We start from the raw sequence: 23,381 nt of genomic DNA, 5'->3' as shown, positions 1-23,381 counted from the left end.
CTCCTTTGCGCGTGAACGGGATGTCGGGGCGGTCAGTGGCCGGCATGGCCCGCCGCCCCGCTCTCGGACTCGGTGGTGGCGGACGTGCCGCTCATGGTGTGGCCGCCGTGCTCGTGGAACCGGTCGATCGCGTCCTGGGCGCCGGCGGGCATGCTGCCGTCGGCGTTGCGCACCAGGAAGACCCCGGCCATCCCGCCGTCCGAGTGGAACTGGACGTGGCAGTGGTACATCCAGGCACCCGCGCCCACGCCCTCGCCGGCGATGACCTGGAAGCCGAACGAGGAGCCGGGGTTGAGGTCCTTGGTGTCGATCACCCGGGAGGGGTCGTCGGGGCCGGTCAGCCAGCCGGTGCGGTTGTCCGCCCAGCGGTGCGCGTGCACGTGGAACGTGTGCAGCTGGTCGCCGTGGCCGATCGCGATGAACTCGACCTTCTCGCCCTTGTTCGCCTCCAGCATCGGGGTGTCGGGCGCGACCTTGTTGTTGATGGTCATGTCGTTGAACACGACGGTGTGCTGGCGGTCGGGCAGCGGGTCGCCCGCGCGCCGCACCACGAGGGCGCCGTACAGGCCCTTGCGCAGCCCCTCGGTGCCGTGCTCGCCGCCCATCGCGTGGTCGTGGTAGTGCCAGTAGCCGGCGGAGCCTGCCATCCAGGTGCCGTCGGCGCGCTGCTTCGGCTTGTGGCTCTTCCAGACGTAGGTGCGGCTCTCGCCGGGCTCGTTGAACGAGTCGTTGAACGGGCTGCCGTCCGAGTCGGTCGCGTAGTCCACGCCGTGCGGGTGGATCGACAGCCGCTTGTCGGTGTTGTTCACCAGCTCGACCTGGAGGGTGTCGCCCTCCCACATCTCCAGCACGGGGCCGGGGATGGTGGCCTTGCCGGGGGTGAGGCCGTAGCCGTACTGGCCGCCGGGCAGCGCCTCCGCGTAGACGGTGATGTGCCGGGTCGACGCCAGCGGCCGGACGTCCGACGACACGGCCGCGGCCGAGTCGGAACCGAGCGCCAGCGCCGCCGTCGGCGCCATGAGCCCGGCGAGGGTACCGGTCAGGATCGAGCGGCGGGACACGCCGCCGGGCTGGGTTGGGGCGTCAGTGCTGTTCTCGGGCATGAGTCTCCGTTCGACACCGTCGGGCAGGCGGGAGTGCCGTCCCGGCGAGAGAGAAATGCAGGAGGGGAGTGGCTCAGCCGCGCTGCGCCGATGGCGTCGACGCGGTGAGTGACAGCGTTGTCACGCAGGTGGACCTCATCGTCGTTCCCCCCATGGATGCGTCACGTGGTCGTCTGCGACGACGGCCACGCCCCCGTGGCAGACCGTACTCCAGCGGGTGACTTTTCGAACATAGGAGGACTTATGCCGACTGTCAAGCAAAAGATGGACAAACAGCGACAGGCTTCGTCTATACGACCAAGCAAAGATCCTGGTAGGTCACGAGATCCGGGTGGGTAGGGCAAGCTCGGCGGTTCACGCGATCCGCAGGAGCAGCCACACCGCGGTCGCGAGCAGGACGGCGCCGGCCAGGAGGCCGGTCAGCGGGTGGGCGAGCGCCGCCGTCGGGCGGTGGCCGCGCGGCCGGGTGACCAGCCGGAGGAACCCGCCGAGCGGCCAGGCCAGCACGGCGGCCGCGATCCCGGCGGCCGCGCCGAGGTACAGGTCGGGCACGGAGAGCGTGTTCGCGATGACGGCCACCTGGATCGCCGTGGACACCGCCACGACCGTCGGGATGAGGTGCAGCCGGGACTTGCCGGTGGTCACGCCGGCCTTGTCGGCGTCCTTGGCGGCGGCGACCGCCCGGCGGTACTTCCCGGCGAGGAAGCCGGTGCACAGCCGGGTCAGCCCGGCGTGCACCAGGAGCGCCGCGACGTAGATGCTCACGACCCGCCCGGTCACGACGGTGCCGTCGGGCCAGGCGCCGTACGCGGCGACGGCGGCCACGACCGCGGCGACCGCCGCGGCCACGATCCCCGCCACGGGGACCAGCCGGGACCAGGGGCCGGAGTGTCGGACGGTCCAGGCGAACCAGAGGGCCGCCAGGACGCTGACCGCCGCCGCTGCCAGGGCGCCGTCGCTCGTGTGCTCCATCGTCTTTTCCCTCCGGTTGAAAAATAGTACAAACCGGACAACAGGCTAAGACGTCGCCGCAGGTCAGGGAAGGTTTTGCATATCCGATCGGTGATGTCGGCGGGAGTTCACGCGGCGTTCACCGCGCAGCCGGACGGCGGGCGGTCGCGCGGTCGGCGGGCGCCGGCGCCGCGAGGTGGTCGAGGATCCGGGCCCGGACCGCGGGGTCGCCGAGGATCTTGTTGTGCCCCAGCCCGGTCGTCGTGAACAGCTCGCTCGAGTCCGCGTGGGCCTCGTGCAGCCGCACCGAGAGCTGGTGCGGGTTCACGCGGTCCCCGTCGTCGTGCAGCCAGAGGGTGGGCACGGCTGCCGGGACGGTGCGCCGCACCAGGTCGAAGCGCTCGTAGACGTCCGGGTGGCCCGGCAGTCCGTGCCGCTGGACGGCCCGCGCGAAGGCGTCGCGCAGTGCCCAGGGGAGCCCGGCCTGGCGGACGAACCCGTCGGTCGTGACACGGACCGACGTCAGGCCGGAGACCGCGGCGAACCGCTCTGCCTCGACGCCCTCGTGCAGGGCGATCCCGGCCCCGAGCACCCCGAGCGAGTGCCCGACGACCGCGGCCCACGGCGCGTGCTCGGCGTCGGACAGCCGGCGGATGATCGCCAGGTCGTCGAGCCCGGTGCGCCGCCGCCCGCCGGAGGCGCCGTGGCCGGGCGCGTCGTAGGCGACGACGCGGAGCCCCGCTCCGGTGAGGTCCTCGATGATCCGCCCGAACGCCGAGGCGCGGGAGCGCCAGCCGTGGACCAGCAGGACCCCGGGCGCGCCGGGGTCGCCCCAGGAGTAGCTGGCGACGGTGATCGGGCCGCCGGCGCCCCGGAACGTGGGGCGGTGCTCGAGCGGGGTGCGTCGCGCCGAGGCGTGGACGGCCTGGTCGGCGGGCCGGACCGGGGCCGGTGCCCCGACCCGCCAGTAGGTGGCGGCACCCAGCGCCAGGGCGGCGGGCGGCGCGACCCGGCCGAGGGTGCGGAACAGGGCGCGGGCTGCGTGCTGGGTCGTGGGCACGGGGACCTCCGGGGGCGGCGATTTATCTGTACGAACGTTCGCACACTATCGAATGAGCGAACGGTCGTACACTTTCTTCCGTGGACGAGCCGACCGACCTGCGCCGCCTCCGCGGCGACCGCACCCGCCGCGCCGTGCTGGACCGCGCGGTGCAGGAGGCGTCCGTGCGCGGGCTGGACGCGCTGTCCTTCGGCGCGCTGGCGCAGGACGTCCCGGTGAACAAGAGCGGGATCGCCGGCCTGTTCGGCTCCAAGGAGCGGCTCCAGCTCGCCGCCGTGGAGCGGGCGGCCGAGATCTACACCGAGCACGTCGTCGTCCGCGCCAGGGCGGCCGACCGCGGCCTCGCGCGCCTGTGGGCGCTGGTGCTGGCCTGGACCGAGTACTCGCGGTCGCGGGTGTTCGAGGGCGGGTGCTTCTTCCGCACCGTGGAGATCGAGTTCGACATGCGCGACGGCGCCGTGCACGACGCCGTCGTCGCCGCCCAGCAGGCCTGGGAGTCGTACCTGGTGCACCAGGCGCAGGTGGCGGTGGGCGCCGGCGAGCTCGCCCCGGGCACCGACCCCGCCCAGGTCGCCTTCGAGGTCAACGCCCTGCTGAACGCGGCGAACGACCGGTCCCTGCTGCTCCGCGACGACGCGGTCTACGAGCGGGCGATCCAGGCGGCGCGGTCCCTGCTGGCGGCACGGGGCGCTGATCTCGCCGCATTGCGGTAGAAAAGTTCAATTGTTTCAAACCCGTATACATACCCTCGTTACCCTCTGTTCATGGCGACGTGGCAGGAAGTTCCCGGCGGCACCTCCGAACCACCCGCGCCCCTCGAGCTCTCCACGACCAGCTGGGGCACCGGGCCGGGCAGAGCCCTGCTCCTGCACGGGATCGTCTCCGCCGGAGCCACCTGGTGGCGGCTCGCCGAGACTCTCGCCGCCGACGGCTACGAGGTGGTGGCGCCCGACCTGCGCGGGCACGGCACCAGCCCCCGCGCCGGCTCCTACCTGCTGGCCGACCACGTCGCCGACGTCCAGGCGCTCGGCACCGCCTGGGACCTCGTCGTCGGGCACAGCCTCGGCGGCGTGCTCGGCGCGCTGGCCGCCGACGCCGACCGCCGGTTCACGCGCCGCCTCGTTCTCCTCGACCCCGCGCTCGACGTGGAGGAGGACCGGTTCGAGGCCGTCGCCGAGGCCGAGATCCGCGACGCGACCCACCCGCCGTCCGTCCGGAGCGTGCAGGGCGTGCACGCGGCCTGGGACCGCCGGGACGCCGCAGCCGTGGCCGCCGCCGCGAAGGCCGCCGACGCCACCGCCGTGGCCCGCACGCTGCGCGACAACGCGCCCTGGCGGTATACCGCCGTCGTGACCCGCCTGACCGTGCCGACGCTCGTGCTGGGCGCCGACCCCGCCCGCGGCGCCCTGTTCCACCCGCGCACCGGCGTCGAGCTGATGATCCGCAACCCGAGCGTGCGGGCCCGCGTCGTCGTGGGCGCCGGGCACGCTGTGCACCGCGAGCGGCCGTCCGCCGTGGCGACGGCGGTGCGGTCGTTCCTCTGGTGACCCGTGCCCTGACCCGGGCGCACGTGCGGGTCCGCGGCCGGGGTTAAGGTCGGGCGGTGAGCTCCTCCGCATCCGCACGCAAGCAGCTGGTCGCCCTCGCCGAGCGGGGCTTCGAGGGGCCGTGGCGGCACGCACGCGGCGACTTCACCGGCGGGGCGCGCCCCGCGTCGGTCCTCGTGCTGTTCGGCGTGCTGGACGACCTTGCCGCCGACCGCGACGACCACGACCTGGCCGTCCCCGCCGACCTCGACGTCCTGCTGCTGGCGCGCGCCGCCACCCTGCGCAGCCACGCCGGGCAGGTCGCCTTCCCGGGCGGCCGCGCCGACGACGGCGAGGATGCCGTCACCGCCGCCCTGCGCGAGGCCGTCGAGGAGACCGGCCTGGACGCGGACGGCGTCGAGGTGCTCGGCGCGTTCGGCGAGCTGCCCATGCCGGTCAGCAACCACGTGGTCACGCCCGTGCTCGGCTGGTGGGCGCGCCCCACGCCCGTGCGCGTCGTCGACGTCGCCGAGTCCGCGCACGTCTTCCGCGCCCCCGTGGCCGACCTGCTCGACCCCGCCAACCGGTTCACCACCGTGCTGCGCCGCGGCAACCAGACCTGGCGCGGCCCCGGCTTCCACGTGCACGACGGCGACCTGACCCACCTCGTCTGGGGATTCACCGCCGGCATCCTGGACGCCATGTTCGACCAGCTCGGCTGGACCGAGGACTGGGACCACGACCGCGAGCTGGGCATCTCGTGATGCCCGAGGAGAGACCGATGACCGACGTGACCCGTACCGCCATCCGTGCCGCGGAGGCCCTGATCCGCCCGCACGTGCGGCACACGCCCGTGCTGGAGGTGGACCTCGCCGACTTCGGCCGCCCCGCGCGGCCCGTGGCGCTCAAGCTGGAGTCCCTGCAGCACTCCGGCTCGTTCAAGGCGCGCGGCGCGTTCACCAACCTGCTCACCCGGGACGTGCCCGACGCCGGCGTGGTCGCCGCCTCGGGCGGCAACCACGGGGCCGCCGTCGCCTACGCCGCGGCCAGGCTCGGCATCCCCGCGACCATCTTCGTGCCCGCCGTGACCACCCCGGCCAAGGCCGAGCGCATCCGCGGCTACGGCGCCAAGCTCGTCGTGGGCGGCGACCGGTACGCCGACGCCCTGGCCGCGAGCGAGGAGTTCGTCGCCGGCACCGGCGCGATGACCGTGCACGCCTACGACCAGACCGAGACGCTCGTCGGGCAGGGCACCCTCGGCCTCGAGATCGCCCAGGACCTGCCCGACCTCGACACCCTGCTGGTCGCCGTCGGCGGCGGCGGGCTGATCGGCGGCATCGCCGCCTGGTTCCGCGGCGACGTGCGCGTCGTCGCCGTCGAGCCCGAGGGCGCCCCCACCCTGCACCGGGCGCTCGCGGCGGGCGAGCCCGTCGACGCGCCCACGGAGGGCATCGCCGCCGACTCGCTCGCGCCCAAGCAGGTGGGGCGGCTCATGTTCCCGCTGGCCCAGCAGTTCGTCGAGCGGTCCGTGCTGGTCACCGACGAGGCCATCGCCGCGGCCCAGCGCTCCCTCTGGGACGCCGTCCGCGTCGTGGCCGAGCCCGGCGGCGCGACGGCGCTCGCCGCGCTGCTGTCCGGCGCCTACGTGCCCGAGCCGGGGGAGCGCGTCGCGGTGCTCGTGTGCGGCGCGAACACCTCGGCCGTGCAGCTCTGAGCCACCTCGGCCGTCCCCGCCGTCCTACTCAGCCCTCGACCTCCTCGTCGTCGTCCTCGTCCTCGTCGTCGGGGCCGGCGACCAGCAGGTCGATGTGCACGCCGAGCAGGGCGCCGTCGGCGGAGTGGGTCGTGACCACGGGGTAGAAGCCGTCGCCCCACCCGGAGTGGCTGAGCACCACGTTCTCGCCGGCCGTGGCCAGCGGCATCGTGATGTTCGCGCTGCCCTCCCGGTAGTGCTCGGCGCTGTCCATGAGCTCGAACCACGACGTGGGCTCGCCCGAGTCGAACAGCAGGTCGTACCAGTCGGTCCTGTCGTCCTCGCGCGGCATGCACCGGACGATCGCCTCGGCGTCGGCGAACCCGACCGTGCCGGCGTCCACGCCCACGCCGTAGTGCTCGTCGTCGGCCGCCGGCTCGTGGCCCTCCGGCGTGACGCCCCGCACCTCGGCGACCGGTGCGCCGTCGGACACGACGAGCGAGAGGTACGCCTCCCGCAGGTGGCTGCCGTCGCTCTCCTCGGACACGTCGGCGACGGTCACGAACGCGGGGTAGGAGCCCGGCTCGACCCGGACGACGAGCCCCTCGCCGAGCGTGACGTACGGGTCGGACGCCTCGATGCGGCCGGAGGGGACGTGGAGCACACCGAGGTCGTGCACCGTCTGCGGGTACGGCGTGCCGTCGGGCGTGCCGTCGAGCAGGGCGAAGAAGGGCTGCGAGTAGGTCATGCGAGGAAGGTAGCGGCAGCCACCGACACGCGGTGACGGGGCCGCTCAGCCGGACCCGAGATCAGCCGGGGCCGAAGAGCTGGCCCACCGCGTGCTCCCCGACGCCCACCATCACCGGGTGCGTGTCCGGGTAGGCGAAGCAGATCGCCGCGAAGAGCACCGCCCAGCCCTTCGCGCGGCGCCACGTCCCGTCGTCCCAGCCGTGCCCGTCGCGGGCCTGCGCGTCCACGACGGCGCGGAAGCGCTCGCGGCCGGCGGCGTCGAACGTGAGCCAGGCCATGCCGAGGTCCGAGGCCGGGTCGCCGCTGGTCACGTCCCCGAAGTCGATGACGGCGGACAGCCGGCCGGCGTCCGCCACGAGGTTGGCCGGGTGCGGGTCGCCGTGCAGCCACACGGGCACGCCGTCGAACGCGGGCGCGGCCAGGGCGTCGGCCCACAGGGCCCGCGCGCGCTCGTGGACCCCGGCCGGCAGCAGCGGGAGCCAGTCCTGGAAGCTCGCGTCCCGCACCGCGACCGGGACCCCGCGGAAGACGTTCTCGGGGGCGTCGTCCGGGGCCGGCCGGTGCAGCGCGACGAACACACGCGCCAGGTGCTCCGCCCACGGCGTGCGCTCCGTCGCGGGGACGTCCGCGGCGCACACGCCGTCGGCCCACCGGACCACGCCCCAGGGCCACGGGTAGCCCAGCACCGGGCTCGGCGCGCCCACGCGCACCGGGTCGGGGACGGCGACGGGCAGCCGCGGCGCGAGCAGGGGAAGTACCCGGTGCTCGTTGTGCATGAGCTGCGCCCCGAGCTCGCGGCGGGGCAGGCGCAGGGCCAGGTCGTCGCCCAGCCGCAGCATCACGTTGTCCCAGCCGTTCGCGACCAGCCGCAGGGGCCGGTCCGCGAGGTCGGGGTGCTGCTCGCGCAGGAGCGCTCGGGCGAGGTCGACGGTCACGTCGAGGTCGGCGGCGACCACAGGGGCTCCTTGTCTCCGGTCAGGGCTGTCTCCGGTCAGAACTCGTCTCCGGTCAGGAAGGGTTCTCCGGTCCGGAAGCTGTCCGGTCAGTACGGGCCGCCCACCCTATCGGTGCGGCGGGTCGCCGGCCGGGGCCCGCCCGGCGACGTCGGCAGTCTGCCCGGAGTTCCGACATCTCGCCTCGCGAGCGCGACAGTTCGCCCGCAGACCCGGCGGGGAGGCCTGGCGTGACGGGCGGGGAGCGAGATAATTGCGGCATGACCACCACGTGGACCGACGGCGACCCGGCCGCCTACCTCGACGCGGTGCCGTCCGCCGTCCGGCGGCGGGACGCGCACACGCTGCTCGACCTCATGGAACGCGTCACGGGGCAGCAGCCCCGCATGTTCGGCCCGTCGATCGTCGGCTTCGGCGAGTACCACTACGAGTACCCGACCGGCCGGTCCGGCGACGCCCCCGCCACGGGATTCTCGCCCCGCAAGCCGGCCAGCACCGTGTACCTCGCGGACGGCGTCGGCGCGCACGCGGAGCTGCTGGAGCGGCTCGGCCCGCACACCACCGGCGTCGGCTGCCTGTACCTGAAGAACCTCGAGCAGGTCGACCTCGCGGTGCTGGAGGAGATCCTGCGGCGGTCCTGGGCCACGGTCACGTCGGGGACCTTCGGGCAGCGGGCCCGCGAGTCCTGAGCCGGCCGGGAACGTTCCGGCGCGGGATCGCGTTGACACCAGGTTCCGACAACGAGGAGACCCGGTGCAGCCACGCCAGACCGAGCAGTCCGCCGAGCAGCAGTACGTCGACGCCCTGTACGCCCGGCTCGACGGCGAGAGCCGGCGCGTCCGCGCGGACCTCGACGACGCCCGGCGCGCCTCCTCGGCCGACCCGGCCGAGGCGTACACGCGCGAGGTGCGCGTCGCCATGCTCACGCGCCGGGAGCGCACCCTGGACGCGGCCGGGCACCACCTCTGCTTCGGCCGGATCGACGACGCCGGCGGGCGCACGCTGCACATCGGCCGCACCGGGCTGAGCGACGGCGACGACCAGCTCCTCATCGACTGGCGGGCCGAGGCCGCCCGCCCCTTCTACGCCGCCACCGCGGCCCACCCGATGGGCCTGCGCCGCCGCCGGCACCTGGCCCTGGACGGGCGCCGGGTCACCCGCGTGAGCGACGAGATCCTGGACGGCACGGAGCCGGGCCCGGGCGACGTCGTCGGCGACGGCCCGCTCCTGGAGGCCATCAGCGCCCGCCGCACCGGCCGCATGCGCGACGTCGTGTCCACGCTCCAGGCCGAGCAGGACGCCATCATCCGCTCCGCGCACCGCGGCGTCACCGTCGTGGAGGGCGGCCCCGGCACGGGCAAGACCGTGGTCGCGCTGCACCGCGCCGCGTACGTCCTGGCGGGCTTCGAGGAGGCGCGGTCCGACGGCGTGCTCGTGCTCGGCCCGGGCACGCGGTTCCTCGACTACATCGCGGAGGTGCTGCCGTCCCTCGGCGAGAACGACGTCGCCATGAGCACCGCAGACCGCCTGGTCGCAGACGCCCTCGGCCTGCCCGAGGCCCCGGCCGCGGGCCACGAGCTGCGCCGCGCCGCCGGCGAGGCCCGGCTGGCCGACGAGCTGGCCGCGGTCGTGAGGGGGTACCAGGCGCCGTCGGGCAGGCTGACGGTCCTGGTGGACGGCGACCCGGTCACGCTGGACGAGCACGCGCTGGCCGAGGCCCGCGCGACCGCCGGCGGCACCGGCCTGCCGCACAACCAGGCCCGGGAGCTGTTCAAGGACCTCGTCGTGGAGTGGGTGGCCGACGAGGTCCAGGCGCGCGCCCGCGTGTTCCTCGCCAAGCTGGACGAGGACATCGAGGTGCTCACCGGCGGCGTCAACGTCGACAAGGCGGCGGCCGGGGACCTGGCGCGCCTCGGCTTCGCCCCCGACGACGGCGGCAGGTTCGGGCACGCCGCCGCCGTCGCCGAGCTGGACCCGGGCGCGCTGCAGGCGGAGCTCGCCGAGGACGTCGCCCTGGAGCGGGCCGTCGAGGCCGCCTGGCCCTACCTCGTGGCCCAGGACGTGGTGCTGGACCTGCTGGACGCGCGCCCGGAGATCTCGGTGCCCGACGCCGACGCCCCGGCCTGGACCGCCGCGCACCTGCCCCTGCTGGACGAGGCCGAGCACCTGCTCAACGGCCCGCCCGCGCGGATCTACGGGCATGTCGTGGTGGACGAGGCGCAGGAGCTGACGCCAATGCAGTGGCGCTCCGTGCTGCGCCGCTGCCCGGGCCGCTCGATGACCGTCGTCGGCGACCTCGCCCAGGCCGGGCCTGCGACGGGGGCGACCTCCTGGGCCGACGCACTGGGCGCCGACCTGGCCCGGCGCGCCGACGTGCGCACCCTGACCGTCTGCTACCGCACCACCGCCGAGGTGCTGGAGGTCGCGGCGCCGCTGCTCGCCCGCATCGCCCCCGACCAGGCGCCGGCCCGCGCGGTCCGGAACGGCGACGTCCCGCGACGCGTCGCGGCGGCGTCGGACGAGCTGGTCGACGCCGTCGTGCGCGAGACGGGGGCGCTCGCGGCCGCGGGGCCCGACGACCTCGTCGCGGTGGTCGCCGCCGACGCGGCCGTCGAGCAGATCGCCGGGGCCCTGGGGGACACCCGGGTCCGGGTGGTGCCCGTCTCGCAGGTGCGCGGCCTGGAGTTCGACGCCGTGGTGGTCGCCGACCCCGACGGGATCACGGGCGCGCGGCCGGGCGGCGAGCGCGACCTCTACGTCGCGCTCACGCGCCCGACCCGCACCCTGGTTGTCGTCGGCTGAGCCGGAGGCATCGCCCCCGGCTCACCAGCTCGTCGCGACCGGCATGCCCTCCTGGTACCCGGCGGCCGACTGGATGCCGACGACCGCGCGCTCGGAGAACTCGGCGAGCGACCGGGCCCCGGCGTAGGTGCACGAGGACCGCAGGCCGGACGTGATCTCGTCCAGCAGGTCCTCGACGCCGGGCCGGGCCGGGTCGAGGTACATCTTGCCGGTAGAGATGCCCTCCTCGTACAGGGCCTTGCGGGCGCGGGCGAACGCCGTGCCGCTCCCGGCGGTGCGGGCCGCCACGGCGCGCGCGGAGGCCATGCCGAAGGAGTCCTTGTAGAGCCGGCCCGTGCCGTCGTCCTTGAGGTCGCCGGGCGACTCGTACGTGCCGGCGAACCAGGAGCCCACCATGACCTGCGACGCGCCCGCGGCCAGCGCCAGGGCGACGTCGCGGGGGTGGCGCACGCCGCCGTCGGCCCAGACGTGCTTGCCGAGCTCGCGCGCGGCGGCCGCGCACTCCAGGACGGCGGAGAACTGCGGCCGGCCGACGCCCGTCTGCATGCGGGTGGTGCACATGGCGCCCGGCCCGACGCCGACCTTGAGGATGTCGGCGCCGGCGGAGACGAGGTCGCGCACGCCGTCGGCCGTCACCACGTTGCCTGCCACGACGGGCACGTCCGGGTCCACGGACCGCACGGCCTCCAGGGCGGCGAGCATCTTGGTCTGGTGGCCGTGGGCCGTGTCGACGACGAGCACGTCCACGCCCGCGGCCAGCAGGTCCTTCGCCTTGGCGGCGACGTCGCCGTTGATGCCCACTACCGCCCCGACGCGCAGCGAGCCGGCGGCGTCGAGCGCGGGGGAGTAGATCGAGGAGCGCAGGGCGCCCTTGCGGGTCAGCACTCCGGCGAGCCGGCCGTCGCGCACCACGGGCGCGAGGTCCAGGCGGGCGGAGTGCAGCACGTCGAACGCCGCCTCCAGGCCGCCCGGGCCGTCCAGCAGGGCCGCGTCCAGGACCCGGGGCTCGGCGGACATGACCTCCGCCACCCGGGTGAACCGGTCGACGTCGGCGCAGTCCGACTCGGTCACCACGCCCACGGGCCGGCCGTCCTGTACGACGACGGCGGCGCCGTGCGCGCGCTTGCCCAGCAGCGTCAGCACGCTGTGCACCGTGTCCTGCGGCGCGACCACGACCGGCGTCTCGATGACGGGGTCCTTGCCCTTGACGTCCGCGACGACGCCCGCCACGACGTCGGCGGGGACGTCCTGCGGGAGGATCGCGAGGCCGCCGCGCCGCGCGACGGTCTCGGCCATGCGCCGTCCCGCCACCGCGGTCATGTTCGCGACGACGACGGGGATCGTGGTGCCGGTGCCGTCGTCGGACGCGAGGTCGACGTCGAACCGCGACGTGACGTCCGAGCGTGACGGGACGAGGAACACGTCGCCATAGGTGAGGTCTGTTGCCGGAGCCTGCTCGTCGAGGAATCGCACGTTCACCAAGAGTAAAGAGTTTGTCTGCCTGTGCCTATGAGTCCTGCCACATCGTTGTGGAGGTATCGGAGACAGGCACGGGAGGCACCCCCGTCGTGGCACAGTGGAGTGGTCGGCTCCCCTTAGAGTAGGGCCCCGATTCGCCCCTCACCGGGCACGACGAAAGGACGCGCATGGGCTTGCTGAGCGACATCCGTTCGCCCGAGGACGTCCGGGCGCTGACGCCCGGGCAGATGCCGGAGCTGGCCGAGGAGATCCGCCGGTTCCTGGTGGACAGCGTCTCGCGCACCGGCGGGCACCTCGGGCCCAACCTCGGTGTCGTCGAGCTGACCATCGCCCTGCACCGGGTCTTCGACTCGCCGCGTGACAGCCTCGTGTTCGACACGGGCCACCAGTCCTACGTGCACAAGCTCCTGACGGGCCGCCACGACTTCTCCGACCTGCGCAAGCGCGGCGGCATGTCCGGCTACCCGAGCCGCGCCGAGTCCGAGCACGACGTCGTCGAGAACTCCCACGCGTCGACCGCCCTGTCCTGGGCCGACGGCATCGCCAAGGCCAACCAGGTGCGCGGCAAGGACGACCACGTCGTGGCCGTCATCGGCGACGGCGCCCTCACGGGCGGCATGGCCTGGGAGGCGCTGAACAACATCGCCGAGAGCCGCGACCGCAAGCTCGTCATCGTCGTCAACGACAACGGCCGCTCCTACTCGCCGACCATCGGCGGCCTCGCCAACCACCTCGACACGCTGCGCACCACCAGCGGCTACGAGGCGTTCCTCAGCTGGGGCACCCGCGCCCTGCACCGCTCCGGCGCGCCCGGCCGCTTCGCGTGGCGCTGGCTGCACGGCCTGAAGAAGGGCCTCAAGGACGTCGTCGCCCCGCAGGGCCTGTTCGAGGACCTCGGCATCAAGTACATCGGGCCCGTCGACGGGCACGACACCGAGGCGCTCGAGCGCGCGCTCGGCCGCGCCAAGGCGTACGGCCGCCCCGTGATCGTGCACGCCATCACCGAGAAGGGCCGCGGCTACAAGCCCGCCGAGGACGACATCGCCGACCGGTTCCACGCCGTCGGCGTCATCCACCCCGAGACCGGGCTGCCCGTCGCCGCCAGCCGCTTCGGCTGGACCAAGGTCTTCGCCGACGAGATCGTCAAGATCGGCCGCCGCCGGTCCGACGTCGTCGCCATCACCGCCGCCATGCTGCACCCCGTGGGCCTCGCGCCCTTCCAGGAGCAGTTCCCCGAGCGCACCTTCGACGTCGGCATCGCCGAGCAGCACGCCGCGACGTCGGCCGCCGGCATGGCCTACGCCGGGCTGCACCCCGTCGTCGCCGTCTACGCGACGTTCCTGAACCGCGCGTTCGACCAGGTCCTCATGGACGTCGCCCTGCACAAGGCGGGCGTCACCTTCGTGCTGGACCGCGCCGGCATCACCGGCGACGACGGCGCCAGCCACAACGGCATGTGGGACATGGCGATGCTCCGCATCGTGCCCGGCCTGCGCCTGGCCGCACCCCGCGACGAGACGACCCTGCGCGGCGCGCTGCGCGCCGCCGTCGACGTCGACGACGCGCCCACCGTGGTCCGCTACCCCAAGGGCGCCGTCGGCGACGACATCCCGGCGCTCGAGGAGCTCGACGGCGTCGACGTCGTGGGCCGCTTCTCCCCGGACGCGAACCGGCAGCAGGCCCCCGTGACCCGCCGCGTGCTCGTTGTCGGCGTGGGCTCCATGGCGGCCTGCGCCATGGAGACCGGCGCGGCGCTCGCGGCGCACGGCGTCGAGGCCACGGTGGCCTCCCCGACGTGGGTGCTGCCCGTGCCGGAGAACCTGGTCAAGCTCTGCGGCGAGCACGACCTGGTGGTCACGGTGGAGGACGGCGTGGTCGACGGCGGCGTGGGCGACATGCTCGCGCAGCGCGCGGGCGAGCAGGGCATCGGCACGCCCCAGGTGCACATGGGCCTGCCGGTCCAGTTCCTGGACCACGCGAGCCGGGACCACATCGTCCGGGCCCAGCGCATGACCGCGGCGGACGCCACGCGCGACGCCCTCGCGGCCCTCGCACTGCTGTGACGGGAGCTGTGACGACGACCCGGCGGACCGTCGGGGTCGAGGAAGAGCTGATGCTCGTCGGTCACGACGGCGCGCCCATCGCGCGGGCCCAGGACGTGCTCGGCACCGCGGAGCCTGGCGACGGCCCGCTGGAGCACGAGTTCATGGAGGAGCAGATCGAGACGGCCACGCCGCCGCGCTCGACGCTCGAGGACGTCGCGGCCGCGATCCGCGAGGGCCGCGCCGGCGCCCAGGCGGCGGCCGAGCGGCACGACGCGCGCATCGCGGCGCTGGGTACGTCACCCCTGGCGTTCGCCGGCACGACGGTCGGCAAGCTCCGCTACCTCCAGGCGCGCACCGAGTTCGGTCTCACGGCGCGTGAGCAGCTCACCAGCGGCTGCCACGTGCACGTCTCCGTGGCCGACGACGCCGAGGGCGTCGCCGTGCTCGACCGCATCGGCCCGTGGCTCGCGCCCCTGCTGGCGCTGTCCGCGAACTCGCCGTACTGGATGGGCGACGACTCCGGCTACGCGAGCTTCCGCTCCCAGGTCTGGTCGCGCTGGCCCACGGCGGGCCCGACCCGGCACTTCGGCACGCCGGAGGCTTACCACGCCGCCGTCTCGGGCCTCGTCGCGACCGGCACGATCCTCGACCAGGGGATGGTCTACTTCGACGCCCGGCTCTCGGCCAAGTACCCGACCGTCGAGATCCGCGTCGCCGACGTCTGCCTCTCCGCGGACACCGCGACGCTCCTGGCCGCGCTGGCTCGGGGCCTCGTGGAGACGGCGGCGCGTGCCGCGGCGTCCGGCGAACCGGCGCCCGAGCCGCCCGTCGAGATCCTGCGGACGGCGCTCTGGCGGGCGGGGCGGTCCGGCCTCTCCGGCGACCTCCTGGACCCGAGGACCCTCCGGCCGGCCCCGGCGCACGACGTCGTGGGCGCGCTCGTGGGCCACGTCCGCGACGCCCTCGTGGACCTCGGCGACCTCGACACCGTGACCGAGCTGCTGGGCGGGCTCTGGTCCCAGGGCAACGGTGCGATGCGGCAGTACGCCTGGGCGGCCCAGTCGGGCGGCGACCTCGGCGCGGTCGCGCTGCACGCGGCGGACGCCACCCTGGCCTGACCCCTGTGCCGGGTGCGGCGGCCGACCGGACCCCGGCCGGTCGCCGCACTGGTTCGCCGCTCACCGGCTGGTCCCGCTCTTGCTCGCCGCGCTCCAGCCGGACGTGCCTCGATCGGTCGCGTTCTGCTGCTCAGCGGTAGTTGCCGGCCAGCTCCCGGGCCGGCTTGCGCGGCTCGGTGACCAGGACGGCGGGATCGCAGCCGAAGAGCAGGGCGAGCGTTCCGAGCTGGTCCAGCGTCCAGGCCGTCCGGCCGCGGAACCGCTCGGAGACGGCCGCACGTGACAGACCGACCTCGACGGCGATCTGCCGCTGGCTCAGCCCCCGTCGCGCGGCCTCGAACCGGACGGCCGCCGCGCACACGAGCGCCAGCCCGTCGCTGTACAGGGTGGGCGCGGGGCGGGTGCGTACCGGGGGTGTCTCGACGTCGTCGTCGAGGTCCGGGTCGAGCGTGCCGTCGAAGATCGGGTGCCGGTCCAGCGGGTCGTAGTTGGTGCGTGCCATGCGCCCAGCCTGCCCGCCCGGAGGCTTCCGCGACGCCTGTCCACAGGGCCGGTCTCCCGGCGTGAGCGTCCGGGCGCTGGGGCCTCTCGGGCGTGGAACACACCTTTTCGAGAGGTGGCCACCTGCGGTGAATTCCGATCGCCCGGATCTCGGCAAGTTCGGCTGCTCCGGACTGTCCGGCACAGGCGGATCGCCCGGGTCCCAGCCGATCGATATTCAGCCCACGCGGCCACCTCCGTCCGGGTACAGGTCACTCCGGAGCGGCCCGCCGTCGGCCCTCCGGAACGGACCCGGCCGGGCGGTCGCCCCTCGATTTGAGGTTGCCCGGTCCCGGAGGGACCTGGAACGGTCGGGTGATGGATCTTGCCAGTGCCTTCCCGCCCTTCGGTCTGCGTGTCAGCAGCGGCGACCTCGAGCTGCGCCTGCCCGACGACGCCGAGCTCGTCCGCCTCGCCGAGGTCGCCGTGGCGGGCATCCATCCGCCGGAGCGGAGCCCGTTCGTCGTCCCGTGGAACGTCGGTGAGCCGGACGAGGTGCGCCGCGGCTTCCTGCAGTTCCACTGGGCGTCGCGCGGCAAGGTGTCGCCCGAGGCCTGGGCGTTCGAGCTCGGGGTGTTCCGCGACGGCACGCCCGTCGGCGTCCAGGGCGTGGGTGCCAAGGCGTTCGCCGCGACCCGGTCCGCCGGCACGGGCTCTTGGCTGGGCCTGGCGCACCACGGCCAGGGCATCGGCAAGCGGATGCGGCTGATGGCGCTGCACCTGCTGTTCGAGGGGTTCGGCGCCGCCGACGCCACGACCGAGGCCTTCGACGACAACCCCGAGTCCAACGGCGTGACCCGGTCGCTCGGCTACGCGCCGAACGGCGTCGCACTGGTGGACCGGCAGGGCACCCGGGCCGCGGAGAACCGCTACCGGATGACCCGCGAGATGTGGGCGGCCCGCCCGGACCTGCACCGGCCCGACGTCACGCTGAGCGGTGTGCCCCCGGTCCGCGCGATGCTCGGCCTGGACGAGCAGCCCGCGTGACCCCACCCCGGCCGCAGCCGTTCGGGACGAGGCCTACTTCTTGGCGACCGCCCACCAGATGATCCCGGCGACCAGCATCGCGAAGCCCAGCCCGCCGAGCAGGACACCGATCAGGAGGACGATCCCGCTGCCGCCGATCCCGGCCACGCTGTCCGCGTTGTACGGTCCGCTCACGGCGATGCTGACGTCGGCGGCGGCCACCTGCGGGTCGACGACGATCGCGTACGTACCCTGCTCGTCGGGGACCAGCACCCCGACGGGGAACACCGACCAGCCGTTGACCTCCAGCGAGCCGGACTCCTCCGGCCGGCTGATGCGCACCGGGCCGCTCGGCCCCTCGGCGCCCACGGCCGAGGCGGGCAGCCGGGACGACCGGTCCTGTGAGACCTCGAGGACGAGGTAGGCGCCCTTCTCCCGGACGTCGAATGGCACCGGCGTGGTGGACGGCCCCAGGGCGAGCGCGTCGCTGCCGGCCGTGCCCTCGCTGGTGACGAGGTCCGTGGGCACCAGGTCGACGATGCCCCGGGCCGCCCCCACGAACCCGACGACGCCCAGGATCATGCCCACGACCAGGACGGCGATCCCGCCGAACGTGAGCACCTTGGGGCCGGTCCTGCGCGGTCGGGGCGCGGGGTACGGCTGGCCCCCGGCCGGCGTGGGCGGCGGCGCGCCGGTGCCGGGCGCGGGCCGTTCCGGGGGAGGCGCTGACATGCTTGCATCGTCTCCCGGCTCCGGAGGGCTGCCAACCAGAGCCGCGAAGATCACCCCGGCCCCGGCCAACGCTCAGCCGTAGATCGTCTCCGCGTACTTCGGCCCGTAGTACGCGTCGAGCTCGTCGAGGCTGGCGTCCTTGCGCTCCAGGGTCCGCGAGATGACGGCGCGGCGCGGCACGTCCTCCTGCCCCCAGGTCTCCGGGTCCCACGTCTTCGAGCGCAGGAACGCCTTGGAGCAGTGGTGGAAGACCTCCTCCACGTCCACCTCCAGGGCCAGGACCGGCACGTTGCGGCGCACCTGGAGCTCCGCGAGGTACGGGGCGTCGCGCACGAGGCGGGCGCGGCCGTTCACACGCAGGGTGTCGCCCCGGCCGGGGATCACGAAGATCAGGCCCACGTGCGGGTTGGCCAGCACGTTCAGGAAGCCGTCGGTGCGCCGGTTGCCCGGGCGCTCCGGGATCGCGATCGTGGTGTCGTCCAGGACGCGTACCAGCGAGCCGGCCGGGTCACCCTTCGGGGAGACGTCGACGTTGCCGGCGGCGTCCGACGTCGCGACCAGGCACAGCGGTGACGCCGCGAGCCACTGCCGGTCCAATTCGTGCAGGGTGGGGCGGACCTTGCCCGCCGCCGCGCCCAGCGGCGGCGGGATGATCTCGCGGAGCTCCTCGACCGAGGTGACGGGCGTGCCTCCGAACTTGCTCTGCGCGTGGGTCATGCCCTCAACATAGACCTGGCGTAAATGGGGCATGTCAGACCATCCGGGTACGCTCGCAGCGCCATGACCGAGCAGACGACCCTCCCCAGCCCAGCAGCAGCCCCCGCCGCCGGCCCGCCGCGACCGTGGAAGGCCCGTGCCGCGCGGCACGTCCTGGAGCGGGCCGAGTCCCTGCTCGACGACTCGCGGCTGCTCACCACCACGGACCTCGCCCTGCGCGAGCGCGTCCGCGACGCGTACACGGCCACGCGCGAGGTCCGCGTGCACGCCGACCTGCGGTCCGTCCCGGTCGCGGCGCTGGAGGAGCGGCGCAAGAAGCTCCGCGTCGCCGTCCTGGAGAAGGCCGGCTACCACCACGTCACCCAGGTGCTCGTCGCGGGCACCGACCGGCTGGTGGAGGCCGGGATCGGCGCGGGCACCGCGAAGCTCGCCACGTCGGCCGCCCGCGAGCTGGCCGACGAGGTCGACGCCGACCTGCGGTTCCGCATCGACGTCGACCCCGACGACCCCTACGCGACCGTGCTGGTCCAGTCCCTGTACGCGTTCGGCCTGGCCACCGACGCGCGGCACAAGCACCTCGACGAGGCCCGCCGCGTCGCCGACGTCGTGCCCGAGCACCTCGAACCCGCCCGGCTCGCCACGAGCGTCTGGCGCCGGCTCGTCGCGCCCGCCGACCGGAAGGCGGCCGCCCTCGCCTCGGTCACCGTGCTCGCGGACCTGGTGGAGGCCGCGCGCCTGACCGACGACGCGCGGGCGGTGCGCGCCGCCGTCGGGCAGCCGCCCGAGGGGGCCGAGGTGTGGGCCGACTTCGAGGCGCGGTCCGCCGAGTACTACGGCCTGCTGTCGCAGGTCGTGGACCTGGGCGACGACCACGAGGCCGCGGAGGGCGGCCTGCCCGCCGACGTCGTGCGGCGGGTCGAGGCGCAGCCCCTGGACCGGACGCTGCTGCGCGCCAGCCTGCGCGGTTACCAGCAGTTCGGTGCCAAGTACGCGCTGGTGCAGCGGCGCACGATCCTGGGCGACGAGATGGGGCTGGGCAAGACCATGCAGTCCATCGCGGTGGCCGCGCACCTGATGGCCACAGGCGGCACGCACGTGCTGGTGGTGTGCCCGGCGAGCGTCGTGACCAACTGGAAGCGCGAGGTCGAGCAGCACTCCGACCTGGCCGCCGTGGTGCTGCACGGCAACGACCGGGAGCAGGCCGCGGCGACCTGGCTGGCCGACGGCGGCGTCGGGGTCACGACCTTCGAGGTGCTCGGCCGCCTGGACCTGCCCTACGACCTGCGGCCCGCGCTCATGGTCGTCGACGAGGCGCACTACGTGAAGAACCCCGAGACGCTGCGCGGCCGCGAGGTGCGACGGTGGGCCGACCGGTCCGACCGCGTCCTGTTCCTGTCCGGCACCCCGATGGAGAACAAGGTCGCCGAGTTCAAGAACATGGTGGGCTACCTGCAGCCCGAGGTCGCCGGCCAGCTCGACCCCAACGCCGGGCTGTCCGGCGCCAAGGCGTTCCGCCGGATCGTCGCGCCCGCCTACCTGCGCCGCAACCAGGAGGACGTGCTCACCGAGCTGCCCGAGATGGTGCAGGTCGAGGAGTGGGAGCAGTTCGGCCCCGTCGACGGCGCCGCCTACCGAGACGCCGTGCTCGCCGGGAACTTCATGAAGATGCGCCGCGCCGCGTTCGCCGTCTCCGCGGCCGACGACTCCGCCAAGCTGGTCCGCCTGCGCGAGCTCGTGACCGAGGCGGTCGACGCCGGGCGCCGGGTCATCGTCTTCTCGTACTTCCTGTCGGTCCTGGAACAGGTGATGGACCTGCTCGGGGACCTCGCCGTCGGGCCGCTGACCGGGTCCGTGCCCGTGCCGGAGCGGCAGACCATGGTGGACGCCCTGTCGACCCCCGGCGGGCCGTCCGTGCTGGTCAGCCAGATCACCGCCGGGGGAGTCGGCCTCAACGTGCAGGCCGCGAGCGTCGTCATCTTCTGCGAGCCGCAGGTCAAGCCCACCATCGAGGCGCAGGCCGTGGCGCGTGCCCACCGCATGGGCCAGACCCGCACCGTCCAGGTGCACCGGCTCCTGGTCGAGCAGTCCGTGGACCAGCGGATGATGGAGATCCTCGGGTCCAAGTCGGCGCTCTTCGAGGAGTTCGTGCGGCAGTCCGAGATCACCGACGCCTCGCCGTCGGCCGTCGACGTGGCCGCGCAGACGGAGGCCACGCTGTCCCGCACGATCCTCGCCGAGGAGCAGGAGCGGCTCAGCCGCACACCATGAGATGACCCGTGCCCGCCCATTTCGGTGTGATAACCGCTTCGGGAGGGATTGGGGTTCACTGACGGTGTGTCCACGTTGTCGTCACACCCCCGTACGGCTCTCGCGCACACGATGTCCCCCGGGCGGCTGCTTGCCCCCGAACGACGCGTCGTGCCGTTCGTCGGCCGGAGGGCCGAGCACGCGTCGCTCGTCGTGTGGTGCACCAGCCCGGAGCCCGTGGGCGTCCGGCTGGTCACCGGCCCCGGCGGCGTCGGCAAGACCCGGCTCGCCCGCGAGTTCGCGCACCACATGGCCCGCGCCGGATGGACCTGCCTCAGCGTGCCCGACGGCGCCGAGCCCCGCGCCCTGGCCGCCGTCCCCGACGGCGCCCCCGCGCTCCTGCTGGTCGACGACGCCGACGGGCGCGGCCCGGCGCTCGCCCAGCTCCTGGCGGACGCGGCCCGGGGCCGCAACGGCGCCGTGCGCGTGCTGCTGGTCGCGCGAGGTGCCGGCCCCTGGTTCGACCGGCTCACCCGGGCCGACCCGGCGGCCGGCGCGCTGCTGGAGGCGGGGTGGGCCCGCGCCGACCTGCCCGCCGCGGTACTGCCCGGGCAGGTGGACGCGCGGGTCGTGGCGGCCGTCGCCGAGTCGTTCGCGGACGCCCTGGGGCTGCCCGTGCCGCGGGTCTCCGTCGCGGCGGTCCCGGGCGGCGCCCCGATGCTCGACCTGCAGGCCGCCGCGCTCTGCGCCGTCCTGCGGACGCAGTCCCGTGGGGCGCACGGCGTGCTGCCCGTCGACGTGTCCGACGCGCTGGACGAGCTGCTCGAGCACGAGCGCTGGACCTGGTACCGCTCCGCCGAGCAGGCCGGGCTGCTCGGGGACGCGGGCTTCCACCCCGAGGCCGTGGACGGCCTGGTCGCCGCCGCGACGCTCACCGGCGTGCGGACGCCGGACGCGGCCGAGCGGCTCGTGCGCCGCGTCGCGCGCGTCCTGCCGGGCGTGCGGCCGGCCGCGGCGCCCGACGTCGGACGGTGGCTCCTGGACCTGGACCCGCACCGGTCGCTGCCCGCCCGGGTCGTGGACCCCCACCTGCTCGGGGAGCTCACGGACGCCCCCGCGCTGCTCGGCGCCTGCCTGGCCGGGGCGGGCGCGCCGTCGGCCCGGCGCGCGGCGCTGCGCACCGCGGGGATCGTCGCGGACCGGCTCGACGGCCGCACCGGCGACCTGGACGCCGCGCTCGACCAGCTCGGCGCGGCGATCGCCGCGCTCCCGGAGGACGCCGACGCGCTGCGCGCCGTCTCAGGCGTGCTCCCGCGCCCGTCGCTCACGCTCGGCGAGCTGCGCGCGGAGGTCACGCTCCGCACGCTGGCGGCGACGGGGCGGGATTCCGTCGTCGGACCCGCCGACGTCGTCCGCCGGGCGGAGGCCCTGGCCGACGCCGGGGCCGCGCTGGCCGAGGCGGGCCGGGCCGGCGACGCCGAGCCGTACCAGCGCGAGGCGCTCGTGCTGCTCCACGGGCTCGACGAGGCAGAGCCCCCGGGTGAGCCGGGCCGGTTCCGGCCTCAGCTGGCGGCGCTGCTCGCGGGCCTCGGGACCACCCGCGCGGCCCAGGGCCGGCCCGCCGAGGCGCTGCCCTGCCAGGAGGAGGCGGTGCGCCTGCTGCGGCACGCCGCGGCGGACCACCCGGAGGCCGTCGCGTTCGACCTGGCCACGGCGCTGTCGGACCTGGCGGCGACCCGGGCCGAGCTGGGGCAGACGCTGGGCGCGCTCGGGACGAGCCAGGAGGCGGTCGCGCTGTGTCGCGAGCTCGCCGGCCGGCATCCCGACCGGTGCGCCCCCGCGCTGGCGCGGTCGCTGACGGGCCTGGCGCTCCGGCTGCTGGAGCTCGGCCGGCCCGACGCGGCGTCGGCTCCCGCGCGGGAGGCGACGGCGCTCCTGCGCCGTCCGGCCGAGGCCGCGCCGGACGAGCACCTGCCCGCCCTCGGTGACGCGCTGCACGCGCTGGGCACGGTGCTGGCCGGCCAGGGCCGGACCGAGGAGGCGTTGAGGCACCTGGAGGACGCCGTCGCGCTGCGGCGCCGCAGCGCCCAGGAGAACCCGGGGCGGTACCTGGCGGACCTCGCCCGTTCGCTCGGGGCGCTCGGCACCGGGCTCTCCGACGCGGGGCGGTGGGAGGAGGGCCGGGAGCTCCAGCAGGAGGCCGTCGAGGTGCTGCGCCGGCTCGCGGCCCAGGACCCGGGGCGGCACGTGCCGGAGCTCGCCGAGGCGCTGTCCGGCCTCGGCGTCACGCACACGCGCCTGCACCGGTCCCAGGAGGCGCTCGACGCCGAGCACGAGGCGACCAGGACCTGGCGCGACCTCGCGCACGTGGACCCGCACCGGTACCGCCCCCGGCTGGCCGAGTCGCTGAGCAACCTGGGCGCGATCGTCGCCGGCCTCAAGCTGGGCGACGAGGCCGTGGAGCTCGTGCGCGAGGCCGTCGCGCTCCTGCGCGAGCTGCTGGCCGAGAACGCCGCGAAGTACCGGCCGCGGCTCGTCGAGGCGCTGCGGACGCTGGCGCTCACGCTGCACGACCAGGAGCGGTTCGACGAGGCCCGGCGGGCACGAGCGGAGGCGCAGGAGCTCGGAACACTGGCCGCGGCGTGAGGCGTGCGGACACTTACGTCTGCCATGTCCGAAAACTGCTAGACTTTGCTATT

General features: G+C 74.7%; 20 protein-coding genes. 11 read left to right on the top strand and 9 right to left on the bottom strand.

The annotated features are described in order from the left end of the window. Positions 1-32: 32 nt before the first annotated feature. The 3 genes from FHX71_RS13995 to FHX71_RS13985 all read right to left on the bottom strand — a co-directional run bounded on the left by FHX71_RS13995 (position 33) and on the right by FHX71_RS13985 (position 3,114). Positions 33-1,103 (bottom strand): multicopper oxidase domain-containing protein, encoded by a 1,071-nt coding sequence (locus FHX71_RS13995; RefSeq protein WP_182617227.1) that lies wholly within the window; start codon positions 1,101-1,103, stop codon positions 33-35. Between the two features lie 354 nt (positions 1,104-1,457). Then, on the bottom strand, positions 1,458-2,075 hold the full coding sequence (locus tag FHX71_RS13990; RefSeq protein ID WP_182617225.1) for a hypothetical protein: 618 nt from the start codon (positions 2,073-2,075) through the stop codon (positions 1,458-1,460). Positions 2,076-2,193: 118 nt separating this feature from the next. Next, positions 2,194-3,114 (bottom strand): alpha/beta fold hydrolase, encoded by a 921-nt coding sequence (locus FHX71_RS13985; protein ID WP_182617223.1) that lies wholly within the window; start codon positions 3,112-3,114, stop codon positions 2,194-2,196. An 80-nt stretch (positions 3,115-3,194) separates the two neighbouring features. Here FHX71_RS13985 and FHX71_RS13980 point away from each other — a divergent pair, with 80 nt between their 5' ends. The 4 genes from FHX71_RS13980 to FHX71_RS13965 are packed head-to-tail and all read left to right on the top strand — an operon-like array spanning position 3,195 to position 6,354. Continuing rightward, positions 3,195-3,827 carry a TetR/AcrR family transcriptional regulator gene (locus tag FHX71_RS13980; protein WP_182617221.1) on the top strand — a complete coding sequence of 211 codons (633 nt, stop codon included), beginning with the start codon at positions 3,195-3,197 and terminating at the stop codon, positions 3,825-3,827. Positions 3,828-3,878: 51 nt separating this feature from the next. Further along, complete coding sequence (locus FHX71_RS13975) at positions 3,879-4,661, top strand: alpha/beta fold hydrolase (RefSeq protein ID WP_182617219.1); 783 nt, start codon at positions 3,879-3,881, stop codon at positions 4,659-4,661. A 56-nt stretch (positions 4,662-4,717) separates the two neighbouring features. After that, complete coding sequence (locus FHX71_RS13970) at positions 4,718-5,404, top strand: NUDIX hydrolase (RefSeq protein WP_182617217.1); 687 nt, start codon at positions 4,718-4,720, stop codon at positions 5,402-5,404. A gap of 17 nt (positions 5,405-5,421) precedes the next feature. Continuing rightward, a complete protein-coding gene (locus tag FHX71_RS13965; protein ID WP_182617215.1) occupies positions 5,422-6,354 on the top strand; it encodes a threonine/serine dehydratase in 933 nt (310 codons plus the stop codon). Positions 6,355-6,382: 28 nt separating this feature from the next. Here FHX71_RS13965 and FHX71_RS13960 read toward each other — a convergent pair whose 3' ends face one another. Beyond that, positions 6,383-7,081 (bottom strand): DUF4241 domain-containing protein, encoded by a 699-nt coding sequence (locus FHX71_RS13960; RefSeq protein ID WP_182617213.1) that lies wholly within the window; start codon positions 7,079-7,081, stop codon positions 6,383-6,385. A 61-nt stretch (positions 7,082-7,142) separates the two neighbouring features. Beyond that, entirely contained in the window at positions 7,143-8,039 is an 897-nt protein-coding gene (locus FHX71_RS13955) for an aminoglycoside phosphotransferase family protein (RefSeq protein ID WP_182617211.1), read from the bottom strand. Between the two features lie 257 nt (positions 8,040-8,296). Between FHX71_RS13955 and FHX71_RS13950 the strand changes: the two genes are divergently transcribed. After that, positions 8,297-8,725 carry a DUF1801 domain-containing protein gene (locus FHX71_RS13950; protein ID WP_182617209.1) on the top strand — a complete coding sequence of 143 codons (429 nt, stop codon included), beginning with the start codon at positions 8,297-8,299 and terminating at the stop codon, positions 8,723-8,725. 64 nt (positions 8,726-8,789) lie between these two features. Continuing rightward, on the top strand, positions 8,790-10,838 hold the full coding sequence (locus tag FHX71_RS13945; RefSeq protein WP_182617206.1) for a HelD family protein: 2,049 nt from the start codon (positions 8,790-8,792) through the stop codon (positions 10,836-10,838). A 21-nt stretch (positions 10,839-10,859) separates the two neighbouring features. Here FHX71_RS13945 and FHX71_RS13940 read toward each other — a convergent pair whose 3' ends face one another. After that, entirely contained in the window at positions 10,860-12,311 is a 1,452-nt protein-coding gene (locus tag FHX71_RS13940) for a GuaB1 family IMP dehydrogenase-related protein (RefSeq protein WP_182617204.1), read from the bottom strand. A gap of 173 nt (positions 12,312-12,484) precedes the next feature. Between FHX71_RS13940 and dxs the strand changes: the two genes are divergently transcribed. After that, positions 12,485-14,380, top strand: a complete 1,896-nt coding sequence (gene dxs / locus FHX71_RS13935) for a 1-deoxy-D-xylulose-5-phosphate synthase (protein ID WP_182617202.1) — start codon at positions 12,485-12,487, stop codon at positions 14,378-14,380. Between the two features lie 8 nt (positions 14,381-14,388). Further along, a complete protein-coding gene (locus tag FHX71_RS13930) occupies positions 14,389-15,480 on the top strand; it encodes a carboxylate-amine ligase (RefSeq protein WP_182617200.1) in 1,092 nt (363 codons plus the stop codon). 130 nt (positions 15,481-15,610) lie between these two features. On the opposite strand, the gene FHX71_RS13925 is transcribed toward FHX71_RS13930, so the two are convergent. Beyond that, positions 15,611-15,982, bottom strand: coding sequence for a helix-turn-helix domain-containing protein (locus FHX71_RS13925; protein ID WP_182617198.1), 372 nt, complete (start codon positions 15,980-15,982; stop codon positions 15,611-15,613). Positions 15,983-16,338: 356 nt separating this feature from the next. On the opposite strand from FHX71_RS13925, the gene FHX71_RS13920 reads away from it, so the two are divergent. Further along, the gene (locus FHX71_RS13920) at positions 16,339-17,007 is read left to right on the top strand and encodes a GNAT family N-acetyltransferase (RefSeq protein WP_182617195.1); all 669 of its coding nucleotides are present in this window, start codon (positions 16,339-16,341) and stop codon (positions 17,005-17,007) included. A 33-nt stretch (positions 17,008-17,040) separates the two neighbouring features. On the opposite strand, the gene FHX71_RS13915 is transcribed toward FHX71_RS13920, so the two are convergent. Together FHX71_RS13915 and FHX71_RS13910 are read right to left on the bottom strand one after the other, a co-directional pair. Beyond that, positions 17,041-17,718, bottom strand: a complete 678-nt coding sequence (locus FHX71_RS13915) for a hypothetical protein (RefSeq protein ID WP_182617193.1) — start codon at positions 17,716-17,718, stop codon at positions 17,041-17,043. A 72-nt stretch (positions 17,719-17,790) separates the two neighbouring features. Then, positions 17,791-18,435, bottom strand: a complete 645-nt coding sequence (locus FHX71_RS13910) for an MSMEG_1061 family FMN-dependent PPOX-type flavoprotein (RefSeq protein WP_182617190.1) — start codon at positions 18,433-18,435, stop codon at positions 17,791-17,793. 63 nt (positions 18,436-18,498) lie between these two features. Here FHX71_RS13910 and FHX71_RS13905 point away from each other — a divergent pair, with 63 nt between their 5' ends. Continuing rightward, on the top strand, positions 18,499-20,703 hold the full coding sequence (locus tag FHX71_RS13905) for a DEAD/DEAH box helicase (RefSeq protein ID WP_182617188.1): 2,205 nt from the start codon (positions 18,499-18,501) through the stop codon (positions 20,701-20,703). Positions 20,704-20,853: 150 nt separating this feature from the next. Beyond that, positions 20,854-23,328: a tetratricopeptide repeat protein gene (locus FHX71_RS13900; RefSeq protein WP_182617186.1), complete on the top strand. Its 2,475-nt coding sequence runs from the start codon at positions 20,854-20,856 to the stop codon at positions 23,326-23,328. The last annotated feature ends 53 nt before the right edge of the window (positions 23,329-23,381 follow it).

This window comes from Promicromonospora sukumoe (assembly GCF_014137995.1).
GTDB lineage: Bacteria > Actinomycetota > Actinomycetes > Actinomycetales > Cellulomonadaceae > Promicromonospora > Promicromonospora sukumoe.
Note: the sequence above shows the minus strand (reverse complement) of the source record. Positions and strands in the feature narration are given on the sequence as shown.

Excerpts from the sequence above, each read along its gene's own strand:
- FHX71_RS13975 (WP_182617219.1), top strand. The coding sequence starts at position 3,879 with ATGGCGACGTGGCAGGAAGTTCCCGGCGGCACCTCCGAACCACCCGCG.
- FHX71_RS13905 (WP_182617188.1), top strand. The coding sequence starts at position 18,499 with ATGACCGAGCAGACGACCCTCCCCAGCCCAGCAGCAGCCCCCGCCGCC.
- FHX71_RS13990 (WP_182617225.1), bottom strand. The coding sequence starts at position 2,075 with ATGGAGCACACGAGCGACGGCGCCCTGGCAGCGGCGGCGGTCAGCGTC.
- FHX71_RS13910 (WP_182617190.1), bottom strand. The coding sequence starts at position 18,435 with ATGACCCACGCGCAGAGCAAGTTCGGAGGCACGCCCGTCACCTCGGTC.
- FHX71_RS13925 (WP_182617198.1), bottom strand. The coding sequence starts at position 15,982 with ATGGCACGCACCAACTACGACCCGCTGGACCGGCACCCGATCTTCGAC.
- FHX71_RS13915 (WP_182617193.1), bottom strand. The coding sequence starts at position 17,718 with ATGTCAGCGCCTCCCCCGGAACGGCCCGCGCCCGGCACCGGCGCGCCG.
- FHX71_RS13950 (WP_182617209.1), top strand. The coding sequence starts at position 8,297 with ATGACCACCACGTGGACCGACGGCGACCCGGCCGCCTACCTCGACGCG.
- dxs (WP_182617202.1), top strand. The coding sequence starts at position 12,485 with ATGGGCTTGCTGAGCGACATCCGTTCGCCCGAGGACGTCCGGGCGCTG.
- FHX71_RS13960 (WP_182617213.1), bottom strand. The coding sequence starts at position 7,081 with ATGACCTACTCGCAGCCCTTCTTCGCCCTGCTCGACGGCACGCCCGAC.
- FHX71_RS13920 (WP_182617195.1), top strand. The coding sequence starts at position 16,339 with ATGGATCTTGCCAGTGCCTTCCCGCCCTTCGGTCTGCGTGTCAGCAGC.
- FHX71_RS13995 (WP_182617227.1), bottom strand. The coding sequence starts at position 1,103 with ATGCCCGAGAACAGCACTGACGCCCCAACCCAGCCCGGCGGCGTGTCC.
- FHX71_RS13965 (WP_182617215.1), top strand. The coding sequence starts at position 5,422 with ATGACCGACGTGACCCGTACCGCCATCCGTGCCGCGGAGGCCCTGATC.